This is a genomic window from Nocardia sp. NPDC005998 (genome assembly GCF_040614395.1).
Classification (GTDB): Bacteria; Actinomycetota; Actinomycetes; order Mycobacteriales; family Mycobacteriaceae; genus Nocardia.
This window is the reverse complement of record NZ_JBEXUI010000001.1, coordinates 388,231-412,395: the sequence shown is the minus strand read 5'-3', so window position 1 is coordinate 412,395 and position 24,165 is coordinate 388,231. Positions and strand designations below refer to the sequence as shown.

Sequence of the window (24,165 nt, the reverse complement as noted above, 5' to 3'; positions counted from 1 at the left end):
GTGAAACAGGCATGTCGCGTGGGTGCGGCAATGCACATAGGCTTGCGCAGTGGTTTCCGGGCGGACAGTGGTCGACGGGCGTTTCGAGTTGCTCGAGCCGCTCGGCAGTGGCGGGATGGGCACGGTGTGGCGCGCGTATGACCTCGCGCTGCATCGCGAGGTCGCGCTGAAAGAGGTGCGGGCGGAGGCCGACGAGGGCCGCTCGCCCGGCGTGCACCGTGAGCGCGTCCTGCGGGAGGCCAGGGCGCTGGCCCGAATCGGCCACCCGAACGTTGTTGCCATTCACCACATCGTGGATTCGGCCGAAGTGGCGAATCCGTGGATCGTCATGGAACTGGTTCGCGGGCAGAGCCTCGCCGATCATCTGGCCGATGGACCGCTGCCGCCCACCCGAGTGGCGCACCTCGGCCGCGGCATACTCGCCGCCCTGCGCGCCGCGCATCAAGTGGGTGTGCTGCACCGCGATATCAAACCCGCGAATGTGCTGCTGCGCCAGGATGGTTCACCGGTATTGACCGATTTCGGTATCGCCGCGATCAATGGCATGACCGCATTGACCTCCACCGGCAGTGTGGTCGGCTCGCTGGATTATGTTGCGCCGGAACGCCTCAGCGGTCAGGAGGGACATCCGGCCTCGGACCTGTGGTCGCTCGGGCTGTTGCTGTATGTCGCGGTGGAGGGGTTCCACCCGATGCGGCGCGAGTCGACTGTCGCCACGCTGGCGGCGGTCATCCGAGGTGAGGTGCCACCGCCGCAGCGCGCCGGGGCTTTGACAGCCGTGCTCACGGCAGTGCTCGTACCCGATCCGAGTCGTCGGCCGACTGCCGAGCAGGTGGACCGGATGCTTGCGCAGGCGGTTGGTGTGGGAGGGACATTCGCTGCGCTCGGGACCTTCAATGCTCCCGGCGCGGGCGATGCTCCGAACGCAGCGGCGTTTCCCGGCGTCGGTGGCGCGTTCAATACTCCTGGGGCAGGCGAGCTACCCGGAGGGTTCCATATTCCAGGACCGATCGATTCGCCACCTGCGATCAGCACTCCCAGTCGGGCCAGCGCATCGGGCGACTTCAATACTCCGGGCGCGGTCAACTTTTCGGGCGCGGCCAGTTCACCGACCGTATTCGACACACCCGCCGCAGCCGACGTACCAGGTGCGTTCAACACACCCGGGGCGGTCACCTATTCGGGCACGCCCAGTTCACCGACCGTGTTCGACACACCCGGCGCAGCCCACCTACCGGGCGCGTTCAACACACCCGGGGCAGTCAACTATTCGGGCGCAGCCAGCTCACCGGATTCGTTCAACACTCCCAGTCCGGCCAGCGCATCGGGCGGGTTCAACACACCCCGCGCGGTTAACTATTCGGGCACAGCCAGTCCACCGGATTCGTTCAACACACCCGGCGCAGCCCACTTACCGGGCGCGTTGAAGACACCCGGCGCGGTCTACCCTCCGGGTGCAGTTGGACAGGGCATGTTCGATGCCCCTGGCGCAAGTAGTGCACCGGGTGCGTTCAATGCCGCTGGCGCGGTCAACACGCCTGGTGCATTCGGTCCGCGCGGCCCGGTCGGCGCGGCCCATGTACAGGGCGGGCACAACTCGGCTTCCGCACCTCAGCTGTCCACGAATCATCCTGCGCGCAAGCCATTCTCACGCGGAGTCGCCATTGGACTTGCCGCCGCAATTGCTGTCGCCGCTGTCGTAGCGACGATTGCGATCGTGGCCCTGCGCCCCGATTCGACCGCAAGCCAGGCCATTTCGAGCACGCCACCTACCACCGGCAGCCTTCCACCCACGACCCGATCCGCGGGCCCGACATCCGCACCTGTGACCGGAAATTCCGTCGACCTCCTCACCCCGAACGGTATCCGCCAGGCCATCACGGCACTCGAAAAGGTTTCTGGCAGTGAGGAATTCAACGAGGCGACCTTCTACCCGACCTACGCCAACGTCGGCGCCCCGGTCAAGGACAAACCCACTCTCTTCGACCTCTTCGTCTACCGCGACGGAACGGCCACCCGAAAGGGCGCAGGCGGCCCACTCTCCGACCACACCACGGTAAAACTGAACTCGATCAACTGGGACATCCTCCCCACCCTGCTCCGCACCGCCGAAGAAAGCCTCGGCATCCCCACCCCCACCCTGCGCTACGTAATCGTCGACCCATCCTGGACCTTCAACAACAACCAGCCAACCGTCATGGTCTACCTAACCGACGACTACGGCGGCGCCTACCTGGCCGCCAACACCGACGGCACCGTAGTAACGATGTACCCCCGAGGTCGATAACCCCCACCAGTTCCGGACCCCACTGAACCCCACCAACTTTCACCCTGGCTACACGAAACCCCCCGCACCCAACCAAAATTGGGTGCCACAGCGGAGTCGAACAACGTCAGGTATTCATACCAGGAATAACACACCGCCCATCGACCCCAACGGTCCCGACAACCATCCCATCCGTCATCGTGCAGACACTACCAACGGCAACACACTCCTGATTAGTGTTCGTCACCATATTGTCCCCACACGGCGTACCCGGATCATCCGGCGCGGCCAGCACCCCACCAGCCCCCAACGCCACCCCGAATCCAGCAGCAGCGACAGCAAGAAAATGCGAAAAACGGAGCATAACAAACCCTCCAAACCAAATTACGAACACAGATCGCTTCTATTGACACCCCCAAAAAACCCATAGGCCCCATCAACCAAGAACCCACCCCGACCTGCAAGATCATACTCCCGAGCCCCCCAATTGCCCACACCCGACCCCACCCAACACCCCAATCCCCCGCGAGAATGTGCTGGTGCAGGTACGCTCTCGACGTTTGCCTGCATGAGCGCATGGTGATCAATTGTCCAAGGGCTTGCCCCTGCTCTATGCGGAGTGCCGGGTGATTGCGCATTCCCGTGGTCGACTGCAAGGGGGGATTACATCGAGTATGGATTGTTGTGGTCATTGAGTAAGCCGTTCTCGCGTACCGAACCGTTCGCTCGCCGAAACAACGGAAAGTGCAGCTCGGAGCTTGGGAACCGTCTTCGCATTGAAGGCGAGCAGGGCCCAGACTGCTGAATCGAGTTCAGTTCGCCACCATCGAATTTCGGTTATGTGATTACGTCCATGCCATTACCGGACTAGTTTTGGCCGGTGAACGCGCGGACTACGTTTTCGAGGGCGTCTGCGGTCTGGTCGAGGGGGTGGGTGCTGCGCTGGGCTCGGCACATCGCAACGGTGCCTTCGATGGCGGCAACGATCAGGGGTGCGATCTGGTCGGCGGCGGATGCTGTTGCGCCGTGGGCGCGTAGGGATTCGGCGAGTAGCGCCGTCCAATGGTCGAAGGCGGCGGCCGCGCGCGGGGGTTCATCGTCGTCGTCGGGCTGGTCCTCTACCGAGACCGCCAGCACCGGACGCCCCGCCCGAAGGTCGCTGTCCACCACGACCTTTCGCCATATCTCTACACGCGCCTGATTCGGCCCGCACGCCGGCAGTTGCCTTCCGGGTCGGGTCAAGACTGGAGATGCCGAGCGAAGAACCGTTCGACCACATGGAACATCTCGATCTGGTTGTCCGGGTTGACGAATCCGTGTCCCTCGTCCGCTGCGAGCAGGTATTCGACCTCGACCCCGCGAGCGCGGAGGGCTGCGACGAGGTTGTCGGACTCGGCGCGGACCACGCGAACGTCGTTGGCGCCCTGGATCACCAGCAGTGGAGTGCGGATTCGGTCCACGTGGGTGATGGGTGAACGGGCGAGCATGTCGGCCTCCTGTTCGGGGTCGTCGGGATCGCCGACGAACAGGTGCCAGTTGTTGGCCACCTGGGGTTTCGAGAAGGGCGGAATCGTGCGCAAGAAGTTTGCGAGGTTGGACATGCCGACGTAGTCGACGGCCGCGGCGAACACGTCGGGGGTGAAGGTGACCCCGACCAGGGCGGCATAGCCGCCGTAGGAGCCGCCGAGGATCCCGACCCGCTCCGCGTCGGCATAACCCTGCGCCACGGCCCATCGCACGGCATCGATGACATCGTCGTGCATGGTGCCTGCGAACTGTCCGATGGCGGCTTTCACGAAGGCCTTGCCGTAACCGATGGATCCGCGGAAGTTGACCTGCAGCACCGCATAGCCGCGGTTGGCGAGCAGTTGCACGGCGGGGTCGAATTCCCAGCTGTCGCGAAACCACGGACCGCCATGGAGCATCACGACCATCGGCAATCCGACCGGCTCGACACCGACGGGCAACGTCAGATACCCCGGAACCCGCAGCCCGTCCCGCGCAGTGATGGACACCGGGGCCATCGGCGCCAGCGCGTCGGCATCCAGATGCGGGTACGGGCGGAACAGCAACCGGCTTTCGCCGGTGGTGTGGTCGGAGTAGTAGGTCACGTCGGGATCGCGGTCATGGATGAAGGTGACCACCCAGCGTTGCCCGGTGGCGTCGGAGGATAGCGCGCCCAGGTCCCCGTCGGAGAGCTGCCGCAAATTCTCCAGTGCCGCGGCGAAGTTCGGATCCAGAGCGTGGATCACCTGACGTTCTCCGAGGTAGCGCGCCCCGATCAGCGCCCCGGTCCGCCGGTCGAGAATCAGCGGACCGGGCAGTGCGGGCGCAACCGCGCCACGGATGTCGAGGTCGTAGGCCGGATGACTATCGATCTCGGTCTCGCCGCCGGTGGTGAGGTCGAGCCGGACCAGCCGGGTTCGGTCGGTGCCGCGGTTCGAGCCGATCCACATCCCGGTCCCGTCCGGTGTGAGCTGCAGCGGCAGCACGCCGACCGGATAGTCGGCGCCGTCGAAGAAGGCGATGGGGTGCAGTGTGCCCGCGGCGGCTTCCCAGCGCGAGATCTCGACATCACCGTCCGAGGTGAGGCTCCGGGCGAACACCGAGCCGTCGGGACCGCACATCCAGAAGGCCACCCGGCCGGGGTTCTCGGCCAGCACCGTGAGGTCAGCGGTCGCGAGGTCGAGCTCGCACAGGTCGAACACCTCGACCTTCCGTTTGTTCAGGTGGAGCAATGCCTTCCCGGGCCGCCCTTTGGGGAGCTCGAGCAGCGCAACCGTCACTCCGGGAAAGGGTGTCAGGTCGACCGCCGGTGCGCCCGGGTCGTCCAGATCGACCCGATACAGATGCCACTGTTCGTCACCCCCTCCGTCTTGGGTATACAGCAACCAGCGCGGATCGTCGGTCCAGTAGAAGCTCTGCACGCTGCGGTTCTCGTCCGCGGTCACGCACCGTGGGTCCGCCCCGGCATCGAGGTCCTGGATCCACACGTTCAGCCGGTTCCGCCACGGCGCCAGGAAGGCGATCGCGGTGCCGTCCGGCGAAATCACCGCGCCCGTGCGGACGGGTGGGGTGAAGAAGTCCTCGACGGAGATGAATTCCGGCAATGTCGGCGATGTCATGGCGATCCTCTCGATTGATGGTCTCGTCGGGATCACACCCCCGGCCGTAACGGCACAGTCAAGACGTCACTTCGGGATCGGCCGGGGCGCCTGGAGTCCGAGTCCGATGCGCCGCAGGACGTCGATCTGTGCGGGGTTGTAGAGCTCCGTCATCGCTGCGCCGATGGCACGGGCCACGCTGTGTGCGTTGCCTCCGGTGCCGAGGTTCTCCAGCCCGGGATAGTTCGCGTACAGGTCCCGGACCTGCGGAATCAGGCGTTCGGCCAGCTCGATGCGGGTTCGCTCGTCGGCGTCGGCAGGCAGGTCGTCGAGCTCGGGGCCCGCGGGTAGCGCGCCGGGAAGGGACGGCAGCATCCGTTTGTAGGCATCGAACGCCGACGGATCGAGCGCTCGGGTGATGACGCTGATGAAGGCGCGGTCGGCGGCGGACAGGCCGCCGGCGGTCGGGGCCAGCTCGGGCGGCAGATCGGTCGGCGAGCCGTGCCGCAGGATCAGGGCGAGTTCGGACCGCGCGCGCTGCAGCCGCTCGATGGTCGCGGCCAGTTCGGTATCCAGTGCCCGCAGCTCTGCTTCCGGGTGCTCGTCGGCATCCCCGAGGGCAGCGATCTGGGCGAGTGAAAAGCCAAGCGCTGTAAGCTTTTTGATCCGGAGCAACCGGACCAGGTGGGTCACCCCGTAACGTTTGTAGCCGTTGGCCGCGCGTTCGGGCTCGGCGAGCAGTCCGACGTCGTGGTAGTGCCGCACCGTTCGCAGGCTGGTGCCTGCGAGTTCGGCGAGTTCACGGGTGCTCCATGCCATGCCCGTCACCTTCCTCGTCGCGTCAACACCGCACGAGCCGGCTGCCGGGGAACCTCACCGATGCGAGTCGACGTGTACATGCGATCGCAGACCCTGCAAGCCGAACAGAATGAGCAACTCGACCGTGCCGCCGTCGGCGCTGCCCAGCCAGTGCGGTACGGAGGTGTCGAATTCCGCGGCCTCGCCGGGCGGCAAGGTCAGGTCGCGCTCGCCGACCACCAATCGGAGGCGGCCGTTGAGCACATACAGCCACTCGAAGCCGTCGTGCGTCTGCGGCGTCGGCTCCAGCGGTGCCGGACGCGCGGGAATGATCATCTTGAACGCGTGCACCCCGCCCGGCCGCCGGGACAGCGGCACGAAGATCATCCCGAACCGACGGATCGGTTTCAGATGGATTCGGGGATCGCCGGTGCGGGGCGCACCGACGAGGTCGTCCAACGGCACGTCGTAGGTGCGAGCAAGCGGCAGCAGCAACTCGAGAGTTGCCCGGCGCTGCCCGCTCTCCAGCCGGGACAGCGTGCTCTCGGAGACCCCGGTCGTCGTAGCGAGATCTGCGAGGGTGATGCCGCGCTCGCGCCGTAACGCACGCAGTCGTGGTCCCACCGCGTCGAGCACGTCATCGGTTTCGGGGTCCATGCGCCCATCTTGCCGGAACCGCAAGATCGCGTGTCAGATCGTGCTGCGCCGGATGAGACTGAGCCTGCTGCGCGGCTCTCTCGACTACCCGCGTGGCGGTCGAGCGTGCCAACGGACTGACAGACCGACTGGCCGGATTGTCGGCGTTTCAGCCTTCTTGCTCTATCAGTGCGGCCGTCGTCAGGGTGAGGTGTCGAGTCAGTATGTCGACGGCGGTGTCGGGGTCACGGGCCAGCGCCGCCTCCTCCAATCGGCGATGCTCGTCAATGCCATCGCGCTCCGGGTTGCGGTACGTAGACCAGCGGCGGGCCAGCTCGCTCGCGACCCACAATCGGTCGAAGGTTTCCAATAACACCGGATTGCCACACCCTTCCAAGAGTGTGCGATGGAACACCCGGTGGGCCTCGGCCCATACCTCGCTGTAGTACTCGCCGTCCTCCGGGGTGAATACCGGTGTGCGCGCCATGCGGTGGTGGGCAGCCCGGACGTCGCCCTCCCAGTTGACGTCACCACGTTCGATCGACATGCGTAGCAGGACCGGCTCGATGGCCCGGCGGGCCTCGCCGATCTGCTGCCAGCGGTGATCGGAAAATGCCGGGACCGCGAAGCCGCGATTGGTCAGCCGTTCGGCCAGGCCCTCACCAACCAGCCGCACCAGCGCCTCACGCACCACAGCCAGGCTCACACCGTGCTGCCTGGATAGATCCTGCGGCTTGAGCGCGTCACCGGGCGCGTGCTCGCCGCGCATGATCGCGTTCCGCAAGTGTGCGTAGATCTGCTCGGAAAGCATCTGCTTCTCCGGCGAGGTCGGGGTGTGGACTGTCCGAGTCATGCTTCGATCATAGACGATTTGAAAAATAATCGATTATTTCTGATATCGTCGATCTTGCATGTCCGGTACGACTCGAAAGGCGCGACATGATGAGCGCAAACAATCCCTTCGCCCGCCTCCCCGAGGCAGCCTCGTTCACGGTCACCAGCACCACGGTGAGCGACGGCGCCGCCTGGCAACCCGCACAGTGGTCCTCCGGCGCTCCCGGCGGCAAAGATATTTCTCCGCAACTGAGTTGGACTGGCGCCCCAGCAGGCACCAAGAGCTACGCCGTTACCGTGTACGACCCCGACGCCCCCACCGGCTCCGGCTTCTGGCACTGGGCTGTCGCCAACATCCCGGCCACGACCACGAGCCTTCCCGAGGGCGCCGGAGACGACGCCGGCATCGGTTTGCCGGTCGGCTCCTTCCAATTGCCGAACGACGCGCGCCTACCTCGATACATCGGTGCGGCACCGCCGGCAGGGCATGGTCGGCACCGCTATTTCGTCACCGTGCACGCGCTGGATGTGGCGGACATCGGCATCGCCTCCGACTCCACGCCGGCTCTGCTCGGGTTCACTATCGCCGGCCACATCCTGGGCCGGGCGACGCTCGTCGCCACGGCGGAGGCGATGCAGTGAATTCCGTTCGAGGTGCCGGTTCCGCCAAAAACGCGGATTCGTCGTCATGCGCGGCTTCCAGTGGCTGAGTCGCTCCCCTGCGAAGTGGAGATCGTTCGTCATTCGCGGCGCGACGGCGACGCCATCGTCCGCTGGGTCGAGGTCATCGTGAACGGCATACCGATGCCGGCCACCGGCGATCCGCGCGTCGTGCACACGCCTCTCGGCACGCACGTCGCGCTCGACCTGACCGCCACTTCGGTCAGCATCCGGACCGTGGACGGGACCTGAGATTGCAAGGAAAGGCTATGCGCGACAACGATATCGATCGCCTGGTCGATCGCACTGTGCTGATCACGGGCGCGACGGACGGACTCGGCCGGGAACTCGCGGTGCGGCTCGGCGCCGCGGGTGCCCGGCTGATCCTGCACGGCCGCAACCCCGATCGGGCCGCGGCGGTCGCGGCCGAGGTGACAGCCGCGAGCGGACACGCTCCGCAGCTCATCCTGGCCGACCTGTCGCGACTCGCGGAGGTGGACCGGCTGGCCGACGAGATCATCGCCCGCACTTCGCGATTGGATGTGCTGGTGAACAATGCCGGCACCGGCGGCCGACCGGATGGGAAACGTGCACTCAGCGCCGACGGCAACGAATTGCTGTGGGCGGTCAACCATCTGGCCCCGTATCGGCTGACGCGGCGGCTGCTGCCGCTGCTGCGGGCCTCGGCTCCGGCGCGGGTGGTGAACGTAGCCTCCGCCGGGCAGCAGGAGATCGACCTCGACGATCCGACCCCCGAGCACGACTACGACGTGTACACCGCCTATTGCCGCGCCAAGCTGGCGATGATCATGGCGACCATCGAGTATGCCGAGGAACTCGACGGAACCGGTGTCACGGTGAACGCCCTGCACCCGGCCACCCTCATGGCGACGACCATGGTGCTGGCATCCGGTGTTACGCCGATAAGCACCGTCGCCGAAGGCGCGGACGCGACCCTCCGGCTGATTTGCGATCCGGCCCTGTCACAGACGACAGGCCGGTATTTCAACGGCAGCAGGAAAAGCCGTCCGCACGCGCAGGCGGACGATCCGACGGCGCGCCGTCGCCTGCTCGAAATCAGTGACACCGCAGTCATTTCGGCGCTCTACTAAGGTGATGGGCCGGTCGGTCGCGCGTCTATGTCCGCGACAATGCTCCGTGGGCGACTACGCTCACCGCAATATCGGCATAGGTCGCGGGGACGCCCGCCCGCCACGCCGACCAGTTGATCGACCAAACCCTCGGCTGGCCGGCTGTCGTGGTCTGGGTCGCGTTTTCCCTGCCGCTCGGCGCTACGGCCCTGCTCGTCGGCCGGGTAAGTGCACGCGAGATGCGCGCCGACACCACCTGGCAGGAACGTGCACTGTACACAGCGGTCCTGGGCACCGCGGTGGGACTGGGGATCGTAGCGGTCGTATACCCGCTCGAGACCACCATCAATGTCGTGACGGGCCAACCGTCATTCGATCCCGAGATGCACTGGAAAGCATGGAGCGGCTTCCTGCTCTCGGCCGTCGGCGCTCCCGCCGTGATCACGGTGCCGCTGATCAGCACCCTGCTCACCCACATCGGATGGGACCGCACCCGCCGATACTGCCGCCGCCTCCGGCCGATGTGGGCCGATCTCACCGCAGCCGTACCCGAAATCGCCCTGGAGATGCGGCGCGACCACAACGACCGAACAGACCCGGCCATCCGTCTGCATCGCATGACGGTCGAGATCCGCGACAGCCTGCTGCATCTCGAGCGCTACAGCGACAGCCCGGACGATCTGGCCGCCAGTGACCCACATATCTATACCCGCCGCATCGCCGAGGCCATAGCCACCAAAGCTGCCGGGCACCCTCCGAGCGCGAGCCGGTTCATGCCCCGGCACCAAGTCCAACCGGGGGCACGGGACCTCACCGCGGAGTTGCGCCAGCTACTCGCACTCGCCAAGGCATGGCCACACGTCCGCGGCCTGACAAAGTCGCCATAGCGTCGCGCCGTCGACCTCGAACCACCTGAGGCAATGCGGCGGCCGGGTCCAGCCCCTCGACATCCATCGCCAATCGCTACGTGCGCGCCTGGTTGGAATGTCCAGGCGCGCAACCTCCTACGTCGAAGCGGCACTCGACCCGAATTCCGCAGCGGAACAACGTCTGCGGACCGACGGCGTCGGCCGTCCCTGCCCCCTTGGCGGACGTGGATGAGTGTCCGGCTAGATCGACGGTCCCGGCGGGGGTGGGTAGTCGTCGACGGTCATGGAGTTGTAGACACTGGCGGTTTTGCTGGTGAGGCGGAGGAAGGTGCGGGCGGCTCCCGCAGGGAGGACGGAGAGCAGGCGGGTGGCGTTGACCAGGCCGCGCACCCCGAGGCGGGAGGTGGGGATCAGGGTTTTCGCCGCGCTCATTGCCACCTCGCGACTGCCTCGCACATGCGGTGCCATCGCGCGCTCGTAGGCGGGGAAGGCGCGCTCGGGGTCGCCGCCCGACCGGGCCAGCTCGCCGGCCAAGACGTAGGCGCCCACGACCGCGAGCGTGGTGCTACCGCCGACGGCGGGGCCGGGACAGTAGCCCGCGTCGCCGACGAGCGTGACCCTGCCCCGTGACCAGCTGTCCATCTGCAGCTGGGTGATGGAATCGAAGTAGAAGGCCGGGGTGTGGTCGAGCGCGTCCAGCCAGCCCGCCACCTCGGCGTCCACACCCTGGAAAGCGTTGCGCAGCAGATCTTTCTGCCGCGATACATCGTGGTGGTGGAAGTCGAGTTCGCGCTCGGTCCGGAACAGGAACAATGCCCGCGCATCGTCGAGATGGCGTGCGCGGTACATCCCGGCTGTGCGCCCGACACCCACATGGATGCGGAGTTCACCATCGACGCCCGCGGTGCCGGGCAGCGACACCACCGCGAGATAGGCCCCGGTGGAAGCACTGAATCGGGACTCGTCACCGAAGATCAGACGGCGCACGTTGGAGTGCAGCCCGTCCGCACCGACGATCAGGTCGAAGCGGCGCGGCGCGGCGTTCTCGAACAGCACCTCACCGTCGGGAGAGATCGCGGTGATCGAGTCGCCGAACAGGTACTCGACATCGTCGCACGCGGCCTCGTAGTAGATCTCGCTCAGATCGTCCCGCATGATCTCGGCGTGCCGATCGGAGGTGGCACCGAAGAGCTTGGCCAGGTCTACCCGGGCGGGCCGCCGCTCCCCTTCCGGGCAGAGCGTCAACCGGCTCGTACCGGTGACCCGCGCCTCGATGCGCTCTAGCACGCCCATCTTCTCCGAGATGTCCATCGCGGGCCGGAACAGGTCGACCGCGTGGCCGCCGGTCTTGCGCGGAGCCGGCGCGCGCTCGACAACCGTGACGGAAAAGCCGTGTCTGATAAGCCAGTACGCCAGCACCGGACCGGCGACGCTGGCGCCGGAGATGAGAATCCGCATGAGTTGGCCTTATGTTTGTCGGTGGCCGGGGTTCGATGCCCTGAATTCCCCGGGCGGTGGATTGATTATCGTGTGGTTGCCTTCGTCGAGTGTCGAAAAGGTGCCCGGCGAACAAGTCCGGGTCGGCCCGATCGACCGGTATCGCACCGGCCCAATGCCGGATCGGGTGGCCGGGATCGAAAGTGTCACAACGCATCCGGCCGATGACGGAGTCTGGACACCCTCGATTCCGGCACCTCGGTAGCCGTGGGTCGAAACCGCCGGACGGCAGACGCCGGGCATGACCGGCCCATTGACCCTGGTGCCAGGACAGTCACACGAGGGGTTGTTCAGTAATGCTCGGCGAAGTCGCCGATGAGGGTGCCGGTGGCGCCGGGATCCTCGATCATGGGGGTGTGGCCGCAATCGAGGGCCTCGATTCGGACGTTCGGGACTCGGCGGTAGAGCTCGAAGGACGCCGACGGCCAGCGCTTATCCCGGGAGCCATAGATCACCATGGTCGGCAGGCCGAGGTCCACGAGCCGGTCCGGTTCGGGCAGGTCCCGCAGGTACGCATCCGACGCATTCGAGGTCGCGGTGAGGCTACGGTATGTCATGCCCCTGACGTCGGCGACTATCCGCTCGGGAACTGGTACGTCGCGGGTGAAAGCACTGCTCAGGACGTACCGAATGGCGGCGTCCGGAAGCAGCGGCCACAGCGGCTGCCCTATCGCCGGGTTGAACAGCAGATCGCCGGCCGGGCCGTTATCGGTGAACGCGTCCAGCCGTGAACCGGTATCGATCAGCGCGAGCGCCGTCACCAGATCATGGCGCTGTTCCGCCAACGAGGTCGCGACATAGCCACCGGTGGAATGTCCGACGACGATCGCGTGGCGCACGCCGAGTCGGTCGAGCACCTCGCCGACCCGGCTCGCCTGCTCGGCCATTCCGTAACCAGTATCCGGTTTGGCCGATTCGCCGTGTCCGAGCAGATCGATCCGCACCACGAATCGGTTCTGCAGAGCGGGCATCACCGGGTCCCACCATGCGGTCGATCCGGCCAGCCCGTGCAACAGCACCACCGCATCCGCGCTGGGCACCCCGCTCGAGATGACATGGATATCGCCAGCGGGAAGGTGCATCATCTGCTCCTGGGAAACGCCCGGCGCGGCGCTCACGACACCTGCCGCGTTGCCCGCGAACAGGGCGGCCGACACCGCAGCGATCATCAGCCCGCGTCGTCGCCGACCCGGCGTTACAGCGGCGGTGGTGTCATTCATGGGTCCTCCTTCGGTCGATCCGTGACACCACCACCCTGCTGGGCGACAACGACATACGTCTTGAAGAAATGTCAGCGACAGAGATCGGCATCGACTGCCGATGCCGGACGGCTCATATACTCGCGGTGTGGTTTGGGAGATCACACGACCACCGCGGACACCCGTGCTGCATGGCGTGGACATGGCCGGATTCCGTATTCACGGTGACGGCCCAGCTCAGCTGCGCGCCATTCCCCATCCGGCCGTCACGGTAGCTGTCAACATCGGTGACCATTGCTTCGACGTCCGCGACTCGACAGGCCGGACCCACTCGGGCAGCCTGGCCCTCGGTCTGACCAGCAGCGCAGCCACGGTGCGCGTCCAAACCATCGAGTGCGTACAGGTCCGCCTGTCACCGGTGGTCGCATCCGCCATCCTCGGATTCCCACTCGCCGAATTGACCGGGAACATCGTCGCACTCGACGAGCTGTGGGGTCGCGACGCGACGCGCCTGAGTGAGCGCCTGCACGAAACGTGCAGCTGGCGTGAACGATTCGCACTGATCGAGACGACGCTGTCGGCACGGTTGCGCGACGACCGCCGGTCCGACCCCGAGGTCGCGTGGGCATGGCGCCAACTCATCGTCAGCCGAGGCCGATTCCGCGTCGATCGCTTGGCCGCAGAGGTCGGGTGGAGCCGCCAACGGCTATGGTCACGCTTCGGCAAACAGATCGGCCTCACACCCAAGCGCGCCGCCATGCTGGTGCGATTCGACCATGCCATGCACCGATTGGTCCGGGGACACTCACCCGCGCAGGTGGCGGCCGACAGCGGTTACGCCGACCAACCCCATCTCCACCGCGACGTACGCGGATTCACCGGTGCCCCCCTCACCTCCGCAGCCGGCGAACCATGGCTCGCAGTCGACGACAAGGCCTGGCCAGCGAGCACTGCGGGCTGAACCGCGTGGCTGCTCAGCGCCAGTTCCCGCGCGGTTCAAAGCCGCCAACCGCCGCGACTCGAAGATCAACGGCGCCGAGATGACCTCGGTCCGTTGGCGTCGACGGAAGGTCCGCAAGTGCCGCATGGCGCGCTGACCGAACCGGCCAGCGCACGGCGCGCGCGAAACGACTGAGCCCCCACCCGGACACCGGATGGGAGCTCAGCAGAGTCTCTACCAACACCGATGCACGCGCTGCCCTACTTCTTCGCAGACGCTAATCCGCTTCGGAACTCGACCTCATCGACACCGAACCCCGACCATGTCTCGCACACCACACAACGCGAAGCGAAGCGATCAAATACCTTGCCGCACAACAATTTACATCACAAGCAACCACGCGATACGCACTGCTGTAGAGTTCCGAAGCCGAATAACCTCTGATGAGGGGCGCCGGGCCTCCGAACATGCCGTTGTGCCGGTGGGTCGACATCCCGGCAGGAAGAGGCACACTTCGTTGCCGGGACGTCGACTATCCGAGATGTTCGTCCAGGGCCGTTGCAGGCGTCCCTCGACGACCACGAGCCATCCGTGAAGGGGTGGGCACTGGCTCGCTCTATTCGATCACCGTGTTAGTGCCTCGTCGGGAAAGGTCGACCCGGTAATCGAAAAGCACGGCGCCACAACCTTCTGTTCCGGCCAGGGTCGCTACATCGCCGACCCCGAGGCTTGGCCAGCTGAACGGACGCATTGCCGTCGACCTGAACGTCCGTAGAACGACACCGAGCTAAGTGGGTCAGTACATACCACCCTTAATCGCAATAGGTGATCACTCTGTGACCGCCGGGCGTCTCGGAGCCCGCCGGTTATGGCCCGAGGAACAATCGTTCGCACGGCAGGCGCGGCAGCAACAGACATTCCTCGACGGTGTCGCGGATCAATTCGATTGTGTACCAGCGCTTTCGTCTCCAATCCTGGATCAAATTGCGGGCCGCCGATGCGGTAGCCGCGTAGTCGAAGAACATGCCACCCAGCCAGATCCGCAGGTACACATCGCTTCCGGGCGAGAACCATGTTTCGGTTGTCATGGCCTAGGGCCTCCTCGGGCAACGCCGGACGGATACCTCTGGCTCACCGCCACGACAATTCCACCGCCAGCACCACCAGCGGCCAGCCTGCGATGACCCCGCCACCCGACTACCGGGTCAACCCTTCCGGACAGGGCACTAGGTAGCCGAACCGGGATCGAATCCGTACCGTGCGAGCAGTTTGGCTTCGTACGGTTGTCTGGTGAGTGGGGTCAGAAGAACCAGTGCTCTGGATCGCTGCCGTGCGGCACGATGCTGCTGAAGTTGCCGCGGAAAAATCCCAGGGCTTCGCCCTCACGTGAGCAGACCTCTCGGACGGCGCCGAACACCACAGTGTGGTCGCCGGCCTCGACGATGCGGTCGACGTCGCAGTCCAGGTGGGCGAGGGCGCGTGGCACCACGGGGACTCGGTGGCCGTCGTATTCGAGCCCGAGACCAGCGAAGTGGTTCTCTCCGCGCTGGGCGAAACGCAGAGCGATGGCCTGCTGACGACTCGATAGGATATTGACGGCGAACCGTCCGGCCGCGCTCACCGCCTCGGCGCTGCGGGCGCCGTGGTTGAAGCAGACGAGCAGCATGGGTGGGTCGAGGGAAACGGAGGTGAGCGAATTGACGGTCATACCGTGCGGGACGCCGTTGAACTCTGTGGTGATCACGGCGACGCCAGTGGCGAATCTACCCATCGTTCTGCGCATTGCCGACGAGTCGACCGATCCGGGTGCCATCGTCATTTCTCCTACTCCTTGCCTGCGGGGTAGCGGACTTCGAAGGTCAACACCCCCTCGTCGGAGCACCACGGCCCGTGCGGCATACCCGGCGGGCGGCATGCGTATTGACCGGCGGTGAACTTCTCGCCCAGGGTCAGGTCCACGAAGGAGCCTTCGAGGATGTAGACCTCTTCCCAGAAGTCGTGCCGTTGCACGCCCATCGGCGTGGAATCGGCACCCGGTGCGTATCGCAGGATCCGAGTGGCAACGCCGGTCGTCGTATCTTTGCTGAGGATCCGTTCGGTGATCAGTGGGTCACCGCCGGGACAGACGGTGAACTCCACGTCGCTGACGGGGAAGAACTCGAATTCCGGCTTGCTCATGCGGTCACCTGGCCCAGCTCGGCCGACGGCATCTCGGACAAATCGTAGGAAGCCAGAAACTGTTCGACGGTGCGGGTCGGGGTGTCGTAGTCGAAGTTTCGGAACGCGTAGCCCTTCACAACGAACGGCGCTCCGGCGTAGAAGAGCTCATATTGCTGATGGCGTCCGGCGAATTCACTGCCGATGGCGTCCCAGGCGAGTTTGAACAGCTTCACTCGCTCGACGCCGGACAGGCCCGGGCTGCTCACGTAACGGTCCATGTCCTCGCGGGTCTGCTCGCCGGAAAGCTCGTGAACGCTCGAGGGCACCTGCAACACCCCGCCTCCGGCCAGGTCGCGCAAGATCTCGATCACGCGCGGGTGGATCTCGGATTGCAATCCCATCGCCCCGTACAGGGCGGCCGCGCCCGGGCGCCACAATCCCTGCTCGTCCGGCATCGCGGTGTGCTCCGCGGCAAGGACCCCGGATTCCACTACCGAGACCAAGCTGGCGAGCTCACCGAGCTTCTCGACGACGCCGGGGAACTTGTCGACACCGTTGACTGCGGCGATCTTGCGGGCGATCCCTGCAAGGAACCGCAGTTTGGTCGCGAACCGGATCTGGGCCTGCCAATTGCCGAGCACATGTGCGGCGGTATCGAAGAACTGTTTGCGCAGACCCGGGACATCCTTATACACGAAGACGTTTTCCCAGGGGATGAAGACATCGTCGAACACCAGCAGGGCGTCGGTCTCGTCGTAGCGCGAGCTGAGCGGATAGTCGAACTCACTGGTCACGCTAGGCGCGTACGGGCGGCGGCAATACAGCGTCAGTCCGTCGGCGTTCGCCGGGACGGTGAAGCTGATCGCGAAGTCCGAGTCCTCGGCTTGCAGCGGTTTGATGCAGGAGACCAGGATCTCGTCGGCGACTGCGCCGCCGGTGGCGAGCATTTGGGCGCCGCGAACGACGATGCCGTCTTCGCGTTCATGTTTCACACCGACCTGGATGAACTCGCCCTCCCAGGCCTGCACGGTGCTTGTGCGGGAGACCTGCGGCGGAATGATCGCATAGGAGACATAGAGATCGTTCTCGACGATCCGGCGGTGGAAGGCGAGGACGTTGTCACGCAGATCGTGTTCTTGCGCGAACGCTTCGGGGTGGGCCGAGAAGGCGGCGACGAAGGCGCCGACGTGGTCGGGTGAGCGGCCCACCCAGCCGTGGGTGTGATCGGCCCAGACCTGGGCTGCCGTGCGGTAGGCCGTGAGATCCTCGGCGCTGCGCGGCGGCAGGAACAGCCTGTTGACCGGGCGGCCGACAGTCTGGTGTATGACCTGCATTCCATTGCGCGGGTCCGCGGCGAGGTCGAACAGGTCCCCGATCGTGCGGGCGATCGGCGCGAATGCGGGATCGCTGGCGACGTGCTCTACGGGCGCGCCGTTGACGATCACGCGGCGGCCGTCGTCCAGCGAGGCCAGATAGTCGGTACTGGTACGCATTAGCTGCTCCTGACAGTGACGTTGTATGTGAATTCGATCGGGGCGTGACCTGGCACGTCGAGGCTCATCTGCCAGTGTCGGCCGTATCGGAAGGTGCCGTCGACCAGCGGCATGGTCCCGCCGAACAGAATCAGTGCGGACTCGTCGCCGTTGTGTTTGCCCCATTTGGACAGCAGATCGCCGATCGGCAGCATCGAGGCGAGGGTTCCTCGCTGGTAGATATCGCCGTTTGCCCAGCTGGACACCATGATCTCGTCCCATTGCAGGACGCTCGGGTCGGTTCCGAGGTCGATGATCGTGGTGGCGATCGGCTTGGGGCAGGCGGCTTTGGAAAGGGGGATGCTCTGGGTTTCGAGTACCCGGTCGGTGTGGTCCGAGCCGACTGTCAGGTAGTAGCGATGGTCGGCGTATATCAGGACCGGTTCTACCTCGCCCGACGTCGATGGCCCGTCGACCTCGATAGTGGTGTCGGTTGTCACGCGGTCGGCGCCGATTTCGTAGAACGCGGGGATGCTATCTGGTCTCGGCACGCCGATCGCGGCGAGCTCATCAACGTGATGTGCGACTGCGGCGGTGTCGCGTCCGGTATATCCGGCGACGATGACATTGGTCGGCGTGAAGGCCACTCCGTCCCCGGAACTCGTCCGGAGTCGTAGCTGAGTGATGCCTGTGGTCATGTGCTACTCCACTCCGATCGATGGGTCAGGGGGCCAGCGTCGGTCCGCCAGTGCTGGAAACTCGGCGCGCACGCGTTGCGGCAGAGCAGGATCGACCTCGGCGAAGGTGAATCCCTCGTCGGAACCTGCCTCGACGAGCACCTCACCCCAGGGGTCCACGATCCGGCTGTGGCCGCCGAGGCTCACCCCGTGTTGTTCGCCGACTGCATTGCAAGCCAGCAGCCACGACTGCTGCTCGACAGCACGCACGCTCGTGAACAGTCGCCAGTGCGCGAGGCGGGCGGCCGGCCACGCCGCGCACACGGCCAGCAGCTCGGCGCCGGCGTCGGTCAAACTGCGGAATAGTTCCGGAAAGCGCAGGTCATAGCAGGTGGTGATGCCGGATGGAACACCTGCTATCGAGTCGACGGTTATCGAGGTGCCCGGTGTGACGAGCTCGTGCTCCCGCGAGCCGTACCCGAAGACGTGCACCTTGCGGTAGGTGTTGCGGACGGAACCGTCCGGGCTGACCACCACGGAGGTGTTGAACAAACGGCCCTGCTCGTCGATTTCAACGATGCTGCCCAGGTGAACGAACAGCCGATGCGAGGTGGCCCAGTCGCGGGCCGCGGTGACCGTCGGGCCGGTGAGTGGCTCGGATCGTGCCGTGTACTCATCGAAGGCGAAATAGGCGACGCCCCACAGCTCGGGCATAACCAGCAGATCGGCTTTCTCGAGCTCTGATTCGCGATCGATCGCGTCACCGACCCGCCGTAGCCGAGTCGCCACGGGCTCGGAGTCCGGGCTAGCGACCTGAAACAGCGCTACGCGCAAGGTGATTCAGTCCTTTCTTGATGGCGACTCCGACGGCACACGAGTCGCTCGCGTGCCGCGGTCGCGTCGGCTCAGGCCGACAGAGAAGTTTCCGCGTTCTGCAGGTGAGCTATGAGCTCGTCGTTGAACTTCTGCCCGATACGCTGCACTGCGTGCGGACTGCCCTCGAACAGAACGCGTTTCGCCGACAACCCCTCTGCCAGAGCGTCGGCGACATCTTCGAATCCCGGAGTGCCACCGCCGGTGACTACCAGCTTGGGGAATGCAGTCCGCGCCAGTGCCTCCAGCGGAACACCTGTCTCCCAGGGCTTTTCGGTAGTGAGATTGCGGATGGCCTCCGCGAGCGGGGCAGGCAGTGGTGACGGTAGTGGCATGTCGATGCCGAGCACCTCGAGGAAGCCGGTCGCGAAGGACTCGAGATCGCTGGGGTCGGTCGCTGCCCAGTAGTCGCGCAGCGCCGCCGCGAGCTGGTCCGCGGCAGGCCGGCCGGCGCCGTTGGGCAGCGCGGGCGGCTCGATCACCGTGAGTGACCAGACCTTCGCGGGAGCCAGCGCCGCGGCACGCATTGCGATGACGCCACCCATCGACGTTCCGACGAGATGGGCGCCGTCGCCCAGCAGTTCGGCGATCTCGGCCGCATCCCGATCCGGATCGATGCGAGGTGTGATCGGACTCGGGCTGTAGCCCCGCCGGTACGGCGCAGTGATCTGGTAGCGGTCTGCCAGCATTCGCTGCTCAGCGAAGGCTGCTGCGGCCGAGCTCAAGCTGCCGTGCACCATGACCACGCGAGGGCCTGTAGTTCCCCATCTTTCTGCCGCAAGTTCGGTCATCGGACCCGCCCTCACTGCTGCGAAGCCACGGCGGCCGCGGCGGCGGCCCGCGCGAACACGCCGGGATCGATGTCCAACTGGCGCGACTGGAACTTCCAGCCGTCCTCGGTGCGCGCCAGCACATCGGTATAGATGCCCGTGGCGATGATGAAAGGCGGCTCCACGACCTGGAGTTTGGTGACCGTGCACGTCGCCGTCGCCGTATCGCCGTCGCCGTCGACGGTGTAGTTCGTCATTAGATGACGCGCACCGTCCTCCTTGCCGGCCGCGATGTGACCGTTGATGAACTCCCTGATGGCGTCGTGTCCGACAAACGTGCCGTAAGTCGCGATGAACTTTCCGTCGGGAACCCACGCCCCGAGCCAGGAATCTACATCGTGGTTGTCGAGCGACCGCATCTGCAGGTTCGACAGCTCGATGATCGCCAATTTGTCTGAAGCGGACAGAGGCATCCGTGTGCTCCTTTGCCAACTGGATGAGCTATGACACAGCACACACTACGACACTTGTATGCGGTATACAAGTGTGTGGCGTACTGAATCTCGCATACGGCTCTGTTAACCTAGGGGTATGGCAAAGCTGAGCGGCATCACAGCAGTTGAACGACCCCCAACGCTGGGTCGGCGCGCTTATCTGCAGATTCAGCAGGCGATCAGAGATGGCTCGCTCACCCACGGTGAGCAGTACTCGGAGAACGAACTGGCCGAGTCTCTCGGCATGTCCCGAACGCCCGTCCGTGAAGCCCTGCTCACGCTCAACCGCGAGGGAATCATCGTCGTCGAATCCCAACGCGGGTTCCGTCTACGCGAGTTGTCGACAGCGGAGCGGCAGGAGATCTTCGATCTGCGTTCGCTGCTCGAAGGCTTTGTGGCAAGCCGTCTGGCGCTCAGTGCCACGGCCGAGGACATCTCACGGCTACGTGCGATTGTTGGCGCGCAGGAAAGCCTCAGCAGCGGCCAAGAGTCGGAATTCTTGGCGCTGGACGAGCAGTTCCACCTGCTTCAGTCCGAAATCCTCGGCCTTGAGCGCACCCACGCAACGATGATCAGCCTGCGCGGGGCAATGTGGCTCATCGGTTTCGAGGCACTCAAACTCCCCCACCGCCTCGAAGCAGTCGTCGCCGAACACCGCGCCATCATCGACGCCATCGAGCAGGGCGACCCAGAGGCCGCAGCCAGCGCAGCACGCAAACACCTCGCGAACACCGCCGCCGTCGCACTCTAGTGGCCCGCTGCGGATTCACATTACGTTTCGCCGGCGAAACGACTTGAGCCCACCCGGACCTCCGGATGGGCTCGGCAGAGTCTCTACCAGCGTCAATTCTGTTATCGGCTACTGCGGGCTGAACGGCATTCGACGAACGAATATCGCCTATACGTTGAAGCGGAATTCGACTACGTCGCCATCGGCCATGACGTAGTCCTTGCCTTCCATGCGAACCTTGCCTGCGGCCTTGGCAGCGGACATGGAGCCGGCGGCGATCAGGTCGTCGTACGCCACTACTTCGGCCTTGATGAAGCCGCGTTCGAAGTCGGTGTGGATTACGCCTGCGGCTTTGGGGGCGGTGTCGCCCTGGTGGATTGTCCAGGCGCGGGCCTCTTTTGGACCGGCGGTGAGATAGGTCTGCAGGCCGAGGGTGTGGAAGCCGGTGCGGGCCAGGGCGTGCAGGCCGGGTTCGGATTGGCCGATGGATTCGAGGAGTTCCAGGGCGGATTCGTCGTCGAGTTCCAGGAGTTCGGCTTCGACCTTGGCGTCGAGGAAGACCGCATCCGCCGGTGCAACTGCGGCTTTCAGTTCGGCGACCTTCGCTTCGTCGGTGAGCACCGATTCGTCGGCATTGAAGACGTAGAGGAACGGCTTGGTGGTGAGCAGCGAAAGTTCCTTCAGCAGTTCGCCGTCCAGCTGGGCGCGCGCGGAGAAGAGGGTCTTGCCGCTGTCGAGGACTTCCTGGGCGGCCTTGGCCGCATCGAGCAGCGGCTTGCGGTCCTTTTTGACCTTGGCTTCCTTTTCCAGGCGCGGGATGGCCTTCTCCAGGGTCTGCATATCGGCGATGATCAGCTCGGTCTCGATCACCTCGATATCGGCGAGCGGGTCGACCCGGCCGTCGACGTGCACCACGTCATCGTCGGCGAAGACCCGAACCACCTGGCAGATGGCATCGGCTTCGCGGATATTGGCGAGGAATTTATTGCCGAGTCCGGCACCCTCGGAGGCGCCCTTGACAATGCCCGCGATATCGACGAACGACACCACCGCGGGCAGGATGCGCTGGGAGCCGAAGATCTCGGCCAGCTTGTCCAGGCGCGGGTCGGGCAGCGGCACCACCCCGACGTTCGGCTCGATGGTCGCGAACGGGTAGTTCGCCGCCAGCACGTCGTTCTTGGTCAGCGCATTGAACAGCGTCGACTTTCCGACGTTGGGCAGGCCGACGATTCCGAGGGTGAGACTCACGAGGAACAGAGTCTACGCGGCGCACCAGCTCGTCCTGTCCGCAGGCCATCGGCTGCCGAACCGCCGGGTCGGCACGGATAACCCGCTGGCCGCGCGACCGGCCCAGGCCGGCGAGCGCGAGCGGCATCAGCATCAGCATCAGCATCAGCATCAGCATCAGGGGATCAGGATGACCTTGCCGAGGTTCGAGCGCGACTCGATGACGGCGTGTGCCTCGGCGGCTTCTTCCAGCGGGAACTCCGCGTGGACGGCGGGGCGGAGTTGGCCGGAGGCGAAGTATTGCCAGAGTTCTTGGCGCCAGTGTTCGTAGCGGTCCGGGGAGTTGCGGGCGATGCGGGCCATTTGGAAGCCGATGACCGATTTGGCGCCGACGAGCAGGTCGTAGGCCTGGATGGTACCGCCGCCGGAGCTGTAGGCGACGAGTCGGCCGCCGGGGGCCAGGGCCGCGATGGCCGGGGTCAGGAGGTCGCCGCCGACCGCGTCCAGGACGTAATCGACTGGATCGCCCCAGGATTCGTGATCGTAGGCGACCACTTCGTCGGCGCCGAGATCGCGCAGGAAGTCGGCCTTGGCGATATCGGAGACCGCGGCGACCACCCGTGCGGCGCCGCGCACACGCGCCAACTGCAGGGCCAGGTGGCCGACACCGCTGGCGGCGGCGGTGATCAGGGCCGATTCACCGGGCTTCGGGTTCGCGGCATCGAGTGCGCCGAGCGCGACCAAGCCACTGCGGACCAGTGCGACGGCATCGACGGCCGAAGCGCCGTCCGGGATCGGCGAGGCCATCGCGGCGGAAAGCAGTGCGTAGTCGGCGTAGCCGTGGCCGAAGACCATCCCGGTCACCCGGTAGCCGGGCATGCAGCTGGTCACGCCATCCCCGACCGCGACGACCTCACCGGCGATCTCGCCGCCGAGCGCGATCGGCTCGCGCGGTTCACGCACCTTGCGGACCACCGGCAGGGTCACACCAACCGCATCGACCCGGACCAGCAGTTCACCCGGGCCGGGCGTCGGCACCTCGGCCGATACGACCTCGAGTACTTCCGGACCCCCGCTGCGCTGGTATTGCACCCGCCGCATCACACCTCCAAAAATCCTTAGGAGCGGTAAAGGTAGCCCGACGCCATGACAACTCCCAGCCGTTACCCATCCGAGTGCGATATCTCACCGCAAGCTCCACTCGCATGAGAGGCGCTGGCGACTGCCCGCTACCACGCGCCAGAGCCGCTACTTTTCCGCGTGGCCTCCGCCGTCGACAGCCGACGACCCGAGCCCGCGAACAAGCGTTAGCGCCAGGCTGTGGGCGAGTTCGGATGAAGCAGCCGACGCGTCCGGCCCCTCCTCGTAGAACCGCAGGAATGCCTGATGGAAGCAGGTGCCGTCGAGGAGCGCGGCGGCTGTGTCGACGTCGGCGGCGGCGTCGATGCGTCCGAGTTCCTGTTCGGCCCGCAGGTAGGCCGCGATGCCCGCGATGGCGTGACCCGGCCCCGCGCCGTGCCGCCGCATCGAATCACGGTGCGCCGCCATACGTTTGGGCTGCGCCAGCAAGCCGCCGAGGAGGGGTAGGGACTGCTGGTAGAAGGTGAGCGCGGCGCGGGCGAAGGCGGCGAGATTGGCTTCGACCGTGCCGGTGCCCGGCTCGGGTCGAATGGCCGCGGGACCGGGCATGCGGTACTGAAGGACGTTCAGGATGAGGTCCTCCTTATCGCTGAAGTGCTTGTAGAGCGCGGCTTCGGAGTAGCCAGCGGCCTTGGCGATCTCCTTGGTCGTCGCCTCGACGACGCCGCGATTGCGCATGATCTCCGCGGCGGCGTCGAGGATCTGGTCGCGCGTGCCCACGCAGCCTC

At 65.6% G+C, this 24,165-nt stretch carries 24 protein-coding genes and 1 pseudogene; 7 read left to right on the top strand and 18 right to left on the bottom strand.

What is annotated here, in order from left to right; translation table 11 throughout:
* Positions 1 to 49 precede the first annotated feature (49 nt).
* Positions 50 to 2,287, top strand: a complete 2,238-nt coding sequence (locus ABZ293_RS01910) for a protein kinase (protein WP_355176819.1) — start codon at positions 50 to 52, stop codon at positions 2,285 to 2,287.
* Between the two features lie 846 nt (positions 2,288 to 3,133).
* Here ABZ293_RS01910 and ABZ293_RS01905 read toward each other — a convergent pair.
* The 5 genes from ABZ293_RS01905 to ABZ293_RS01885 all read right to left on the bottom strand — a co-directional run bounded on the left by ABZ293_RS01905 (position 3,134) and on the right by ABZ293_RS01885 (position 7,657).
* The gene (locus ABZ293_RS01905) at positions 3,134 to 3,436 is read right to left on the bottom strand and encodes a hypothetical protein (RefSeq protein WP_355176818.1); all 303 of its coding nucleotides are present in this window, start codon (positions 3,434 to 3,436) and stop codon (positions 3,134 to 3,136) included.
* A 68-nt stretch (positions 3,437 to 3,504) separates the two neighbouring features.
* Entirely contained in the window at positions 3,505 to 5,391 is a 1,887-nt protein-coding gene (locus ABZ293_RS01900; protein ID WP_355176817.1) for a S9 family peptidase, read from the bottom strand.
* A gap of 66 nt (positions 5,392 to 5,457) precedes the next feature.
* Positions 5,458 to 6,189 carry a MerR family transcriptional regulator gene (locus ABZ293_RS01895; protein ID WP_355176816.1) on the bottom strand — a complete coding sequence of 244 codons (732 nt, stop codon included), beginning with the start codon at positions 6,187 to 6,189 and terminating at the stop codon, positions 5,458 to 5,460.
* 54 nt (positions 6,190 to 6,243) lie between these two features.
* Complete coding sequence (locus tag ABZ293_RS01890) at positions 6,244 to 6,825, bottom strand: XRE family transcriptional regulator (RefSeq protein WP_354958218.1); 582 nt, start codon at positions 6,823 to 6,825, stop codon at positions 6,244 to 6,246.
* 148 nt (positions 6,826 to 6,973) lie between these two features.
* Complete coding sequence (locus ABZ293_RS01885) at positions 6,974 to 7,657, bottom strand: GntR family transcriptional regulator (RefSeq protein WP_355176815.1); 684 nt, start codon at positions 7,655 to 7,657, stop codon at positions 6,974 to 6,976.
* An 89-nt stretch (positions 7,658 to 7,746) separates the two neighbouring features.
* Between ABZ293_RS01885 and ABZ293_RS01880 the strand changes: the two genes are divergently transcribed.
* From ABZ293_RS01880 to ABZ293_RS01865, 4 genes and pseudogenes are all read left to right on the top strand, one after another.
* Positions 7,747 to 8,280: a YbhB/YbcL family Raf kinase inhibitor-like protein gene (locus tag ABZ293_RS01880; RefSeq protein WP_355176814.1), complete on the top strand. Its 534-nt coding sequence runs from the start codon at positions 7,747 to 7,749 to the stop codon at positions 8,278 to 8,280.
* A 60-nt stretch (positions 8,281 to 8,340) separates the two neighbouring features.
* Entirely contained in the window at positions 8,341 to 8,550 is a 210-nt protein-coding gene (locus ABZ293_RS01875) for a hypothetical protein (protein WP_355176813.1), read from the top strand.
* A gap of 17 nt (positions 8,551 to 8,567) precedes the next feature.
* Positions 8,568 to 9,410, top strand: a complete 843-nt coding sequence (locus tag ABZ293_RS01870; protein ID WP_355176812.1) for an SDR family NAD(P)-dependent oxidoreductase — start codon at positions 8,568 to 8,570, stop codon at positions 9,408 to 9,410.
* 101 nt (positions 9,411 to 9,511) lie between these two features.
* A pseudogene (locus ABZ293_RS01865) lies at positions 9,512 to 10,276 on the top strand (MAB_1171c family putative transporter); the annotation flags it as partial.
* A gap of 222 nt (positions 10,277 to 10,498) precedes the next feature.
* On the opposite strand, the gene ABZ293_RS01860 reads toward ABZ293_RS01865, so the two are convergent.
* Complete coding sequence (locus ABZ293_RS01860) at positions 10,499 to 11,716, bottom strand: FAD-dependent monooxygenase (RefSeq protein ID WP_355176811.1); 1,218 nt, start codon at positions 11,714 to 11,716, stop codon at positions 10,499 to 10,501.
* A gap of 329 nt (positions 11,717 to 12,045) precedes the next feature.
* Positions 12,046 to 12,975: an alpha/beta hydrolase gene (locus ABZ293_RS01855; RefSeq protein ID WP_355176810.1), complete on the bottom strand. Its 930-nt coding sequence runs from the start codon at positions 12,973 to 12,975 to the stop codon at positions 12,046 to 12,048.
* A 127-nt stretch (positions 12,976 to 13,102) separates the two neighbouring features.
* Here ABZ293_RS01855 and ABZ293_RS01850 point away from each other — a divergent pair, with 127 nt between their 5' ends.
* A complete protein-coding gene (locus ABZ293_RS01850; protein ID WP_355176809.1) occupies positions 13,103 to 13,915 on the top strand; it encodes a helix-turn-helix domain-containing protein in 813 nt (270 codons plus the stop codon).
* Positions 13,916 to 14,760: 845 nt separating this feature from the next.
* Here the strand turns inward: ABZ293_RS01850 and ABZ293_RS01845 are convergent.
* The 8 genes from ABZ293_RS01845 to ABZ293_RS01810 all read right to left on the bottom strand — a co-directional run bounded on the left by ABZ293_RS01845 (position 14,761) and on the right by ABZ293_RS01810 (position 20,295).
* On the bottom strand, positions 14,761 to 14,982 hold the full coding sequence (locus ABZ293_RS01845) for a hypothetical protein (RefSeq protein ID WP_355176808.1): 222 nt from the start codon (positions 14,980 to 14,982) through the stop codon (positions 14,761 to 14,763).
* A 212-nt stretch (positions 14,983 to 15,194) separates the two neighbouring features.
* On the bottom strand, positions 15,195 to 15,713 hold the full coding sequence (locus tag ABZ293_RS01840; protein ID WP_355176807.1) for a flavin reductase family protein: 519 nt from the start codon (positions 15,711 to 15,713) through the stop codon (positions 15,195 to 15,197).
* 5 nt (positions 15,714 to 15,718) lie between these two features.
* The gene (locus ABZ293_RS01835) at positions 15,719 to 16,072 is read right to left on the bottom strand and encodes a cupin domain-containing protein (protein WP_355176806.1); all 354 of its coding nucleotides are present in this window, start codon (positions 16,070 to 16,072) and stop codon (positions 15,719 to 15,721) included.
* Entirely contained in the window at positions 16,069 to 17,547 is a 1,479-nt protein-coding gene (locus ABZ293_RS01830; protein WP_355176805.1) for a 4-hydroxyphenylacetate 3-hydroxylase N-terminal domain-containing protein, read from the bottom strand. The genes ABZ293_RS01835 and ABZ293_RS01830 overlap by 4 nt, the downstream gene beginning before the upstream one ends.
* A complete protein-coding gene (locus ABZ293_RS01825) occupies positions 17,547 to 18,224 on the bottom strand; it encodes a DUF2848 family protein (RefSeq protein WP_355176804.1) in 678 nt (225 codons plus the stop codon). Before ABZ293_RS01825 ends, ABZ293_RS01830 begins: the two co-directional genes overlap by 1 nt.
* A gap of 3 nt (positions 18,225 to 18,227) precedes the next feature.
* Complete coding sequence (locus tag ABZ293_RS01820) at positions 18,228 to 19,037, bottom strand: carbon-nitrogen family hydrolase (RefSeq protein ID WP_355176803.1); 810 nt, start codon at positions 19,035 to 19,037, stop codon at positions 18,228 to 18,230.
* Positions 19,038 to 19,108: 71 nt separating this feature from the next.
* Positions 19,109 to 19,816 (bottom strand): alpha/beta hydrolase, encoded by a 708-nt coding sequence (locus tag ABZ293_RS01815; protein WP_355177125.1) that lies wholly within the window; start codon positions 19,814 to 19,816, stop codon positions 19,109 to 19,111.
* Positions 19,817 to 19,878: 62 nt separating this feature from the next.
* A complete protein-coding gene (locus ABZ293_RS01810; RefSeq protein WP_355176802.1) occupies positions 19,879 to 20,295 on the bottom strand; it encodes a nuclear transport factor 2 family protein in 417 nt (138 codons plus the stop codon).
* A gap of 142 nt (positions 20,296 to 20,437) precedes the next feature.
* Here ABZ293_RS01810 and ABZ293_RS01805 point away from each other — a divergent pair, with 142 nt between their 5' ends.
* A complete protein-coding gene (locus ABZ293_RS01805) occupies positions 20,438 to 21,091 on the top strand; it encodes a GntR family transcriptional regulator (protein WP_355176801.1) in 654 nt (217 codons plus the stop codon).
* Positions 21,092 to 21,238: 147 nt separating this feature from the next.
* Here ABZ293_RS01805 and ychF read toward each other — a convergent pair whose 3' ends face one another.
* The 3 genes from ychF to ABZ293_RS01790 form a co-directional block, all read right to left on the bottom strand.
* Entirely contained in the window at positions 21,239 to 22,318 is a 1,080-nt protein-coding gene (gene ychF, locus ABZ293_RS01800) for a redox-regulated ATPase YchF (RefSeq protein ID WP_355176800.1), read from the bottom strand.
* Between the two features lie 156 nt (positions 22,319 to 22,474).
* A complete protein-coding gene (locus ABZ293_RS01795; protein ID WP_355176799.1) occupies positions 22,475 to 23,398 on the bottom strand; it encodes a zinc-binding dehydrogenase in 924 nt (307 codons plus the stop codon).
* Positions 23,399 to 23,545: 147 nt separating this feature from the next.
* Positions 23,546 to 24,157 carry a TetR/AcrR family transcriptional regulator gene (locus ABZ293_RS01790; RefSeq protein ID WP_354958232.1) on the bottom strand — a complete coding sequence of 204 codons (612 nt, stop codon included), beginning with the start codon at positions 24,155 to 24,157 and terminating at the stop codon, positions 23,546 to 23,548.
* Positions 24,158 to 24,165 lie beyond the last annotated feature (8 nt).

What these genes read in the sequence shown, in the direction of transcription:
- ABZ293_RS01900 (WP_355176817.1), bottom strand. Translation starts at nt 5,391, where the DNA reads ATGACATCGCCGACATTGCCGGAATTCATCTCCGTCGAGGACTTCTTC.
- ABZ293_RS01895 (WP_355176816.1), bottom strand. Translation starts at nt 6,189, where the DNA reads ATGGCATGGAGCACCCGTGAACTCGCCGAACTCGCAGGCACCAGCCTG.
- ABZ293_RS01890 (WP_354958218.1), bottom strand. Translation starts at nt 6,825, where the DNA reads ATGGACCCCGAAACCGATGACGTGCTCGACGCGGTGGGACCACGACTG.
- ABZ293_RS01885 (WP_355176815.1), bottom strand. Translation starts at nt 7,657, where the DNA reads ATGACTCGGACAGTCCACACCCCGACCTCGCCGGAGAAGCAGATGCTT.
- ABZ293_RS01880 (WP_355176814.1), top strand. Translation starts at nt 7,747, where the DNA reads ATGAGCGCAAACAATCCCTTCGCCCGCCTCCCCGAGGCAGCCTCGTTC.
- ABZ293_RS01870 (WP_355176812.1), top strand. Translation starts at nt 8,568, where the DNA reads ATGCGCGACAACGATATCGATCGCCTGGTCGATCGCACTGTGCTGATC.
- ABZ293_RS01860 (WP_355176811.1), bottom strand. Translation starts at nt 11,716, where the DNA reads ATGCGGATTCTCATCTCCGGCGCCAGCGTCGCCGGTCCGGTGCTGGCG.
- ABZ293_RS01855 (WP_355176810.1), bottom strand. Translation starts at nt 12,975, where the DNA reads ATGAATGACACCACCGCCGCTGTAACGCCGGGTCGGCGACGACGCGGG.
- ABZ293_RS01845 (WP_355176808.1), bottom strand. Translation starts at nt 14,982, where the DNA reads ATGACAACCGAAACATGGTTCTCGCCCGGAAGCGATGTGTACCTGCGG.
- ABZ293_RS01840 (WP_355176807.1), bottom strand. Translation starts at nt 15,713, where the DNA reads ATGACGATGGCACCCGGATCGGTCGACTCGTCGGCAATGCGCAGAACG.
- ABZ293_RS01835 (WP_355176806.1), bottom strand. Translation starts at nt 16,072, where the DNA reads ATGAGCAAGCCGGAATTCGAGTTCTTCCCCGTCAGCGACGTGGAGTTC.
- ABZ293_RS01830 (WP_355176805.1), bottom strand. Translation starts at nt 17,547, where the DNA reads ATGCGTACCAGTACCGACTATCTGGCCTCGCTGGACGACGGCCGCCGC.
- ABZ293_RS01825 (WP_355176804.1), bottom strand. Translation starts at nt 18,224, where the DNA reads ATGACCACAGGCATCACTCAGCTACGACTCCGGACGAGTTCCGGGGAC.
- ABZ293_RS01815 (WP_355177125.1), bottom strand. Translation starts at nt 19,816, where the DNA reads ATGGTGCACGGCAGCTTGAGCTCGGCCGCAGCAGCCTTCGCTGAGCAG.
- ABZ293_RS01805 (WP_355176801.1), top strand. Translation starts at nt 20,438, where the DNA reads ATGGCAAAGCTGAGCGGCATCACAGCAGTTGAACGACCCCCAACGCTG.
- ABZ293_RS01795 (WP_355176799.1), bottom strand. Translation starts at nt 23,398, where the DNA reads ATGCGGCGGGTGCAATACCAGCGCAGCGGGGGTCCGGAAGTACTCGAG.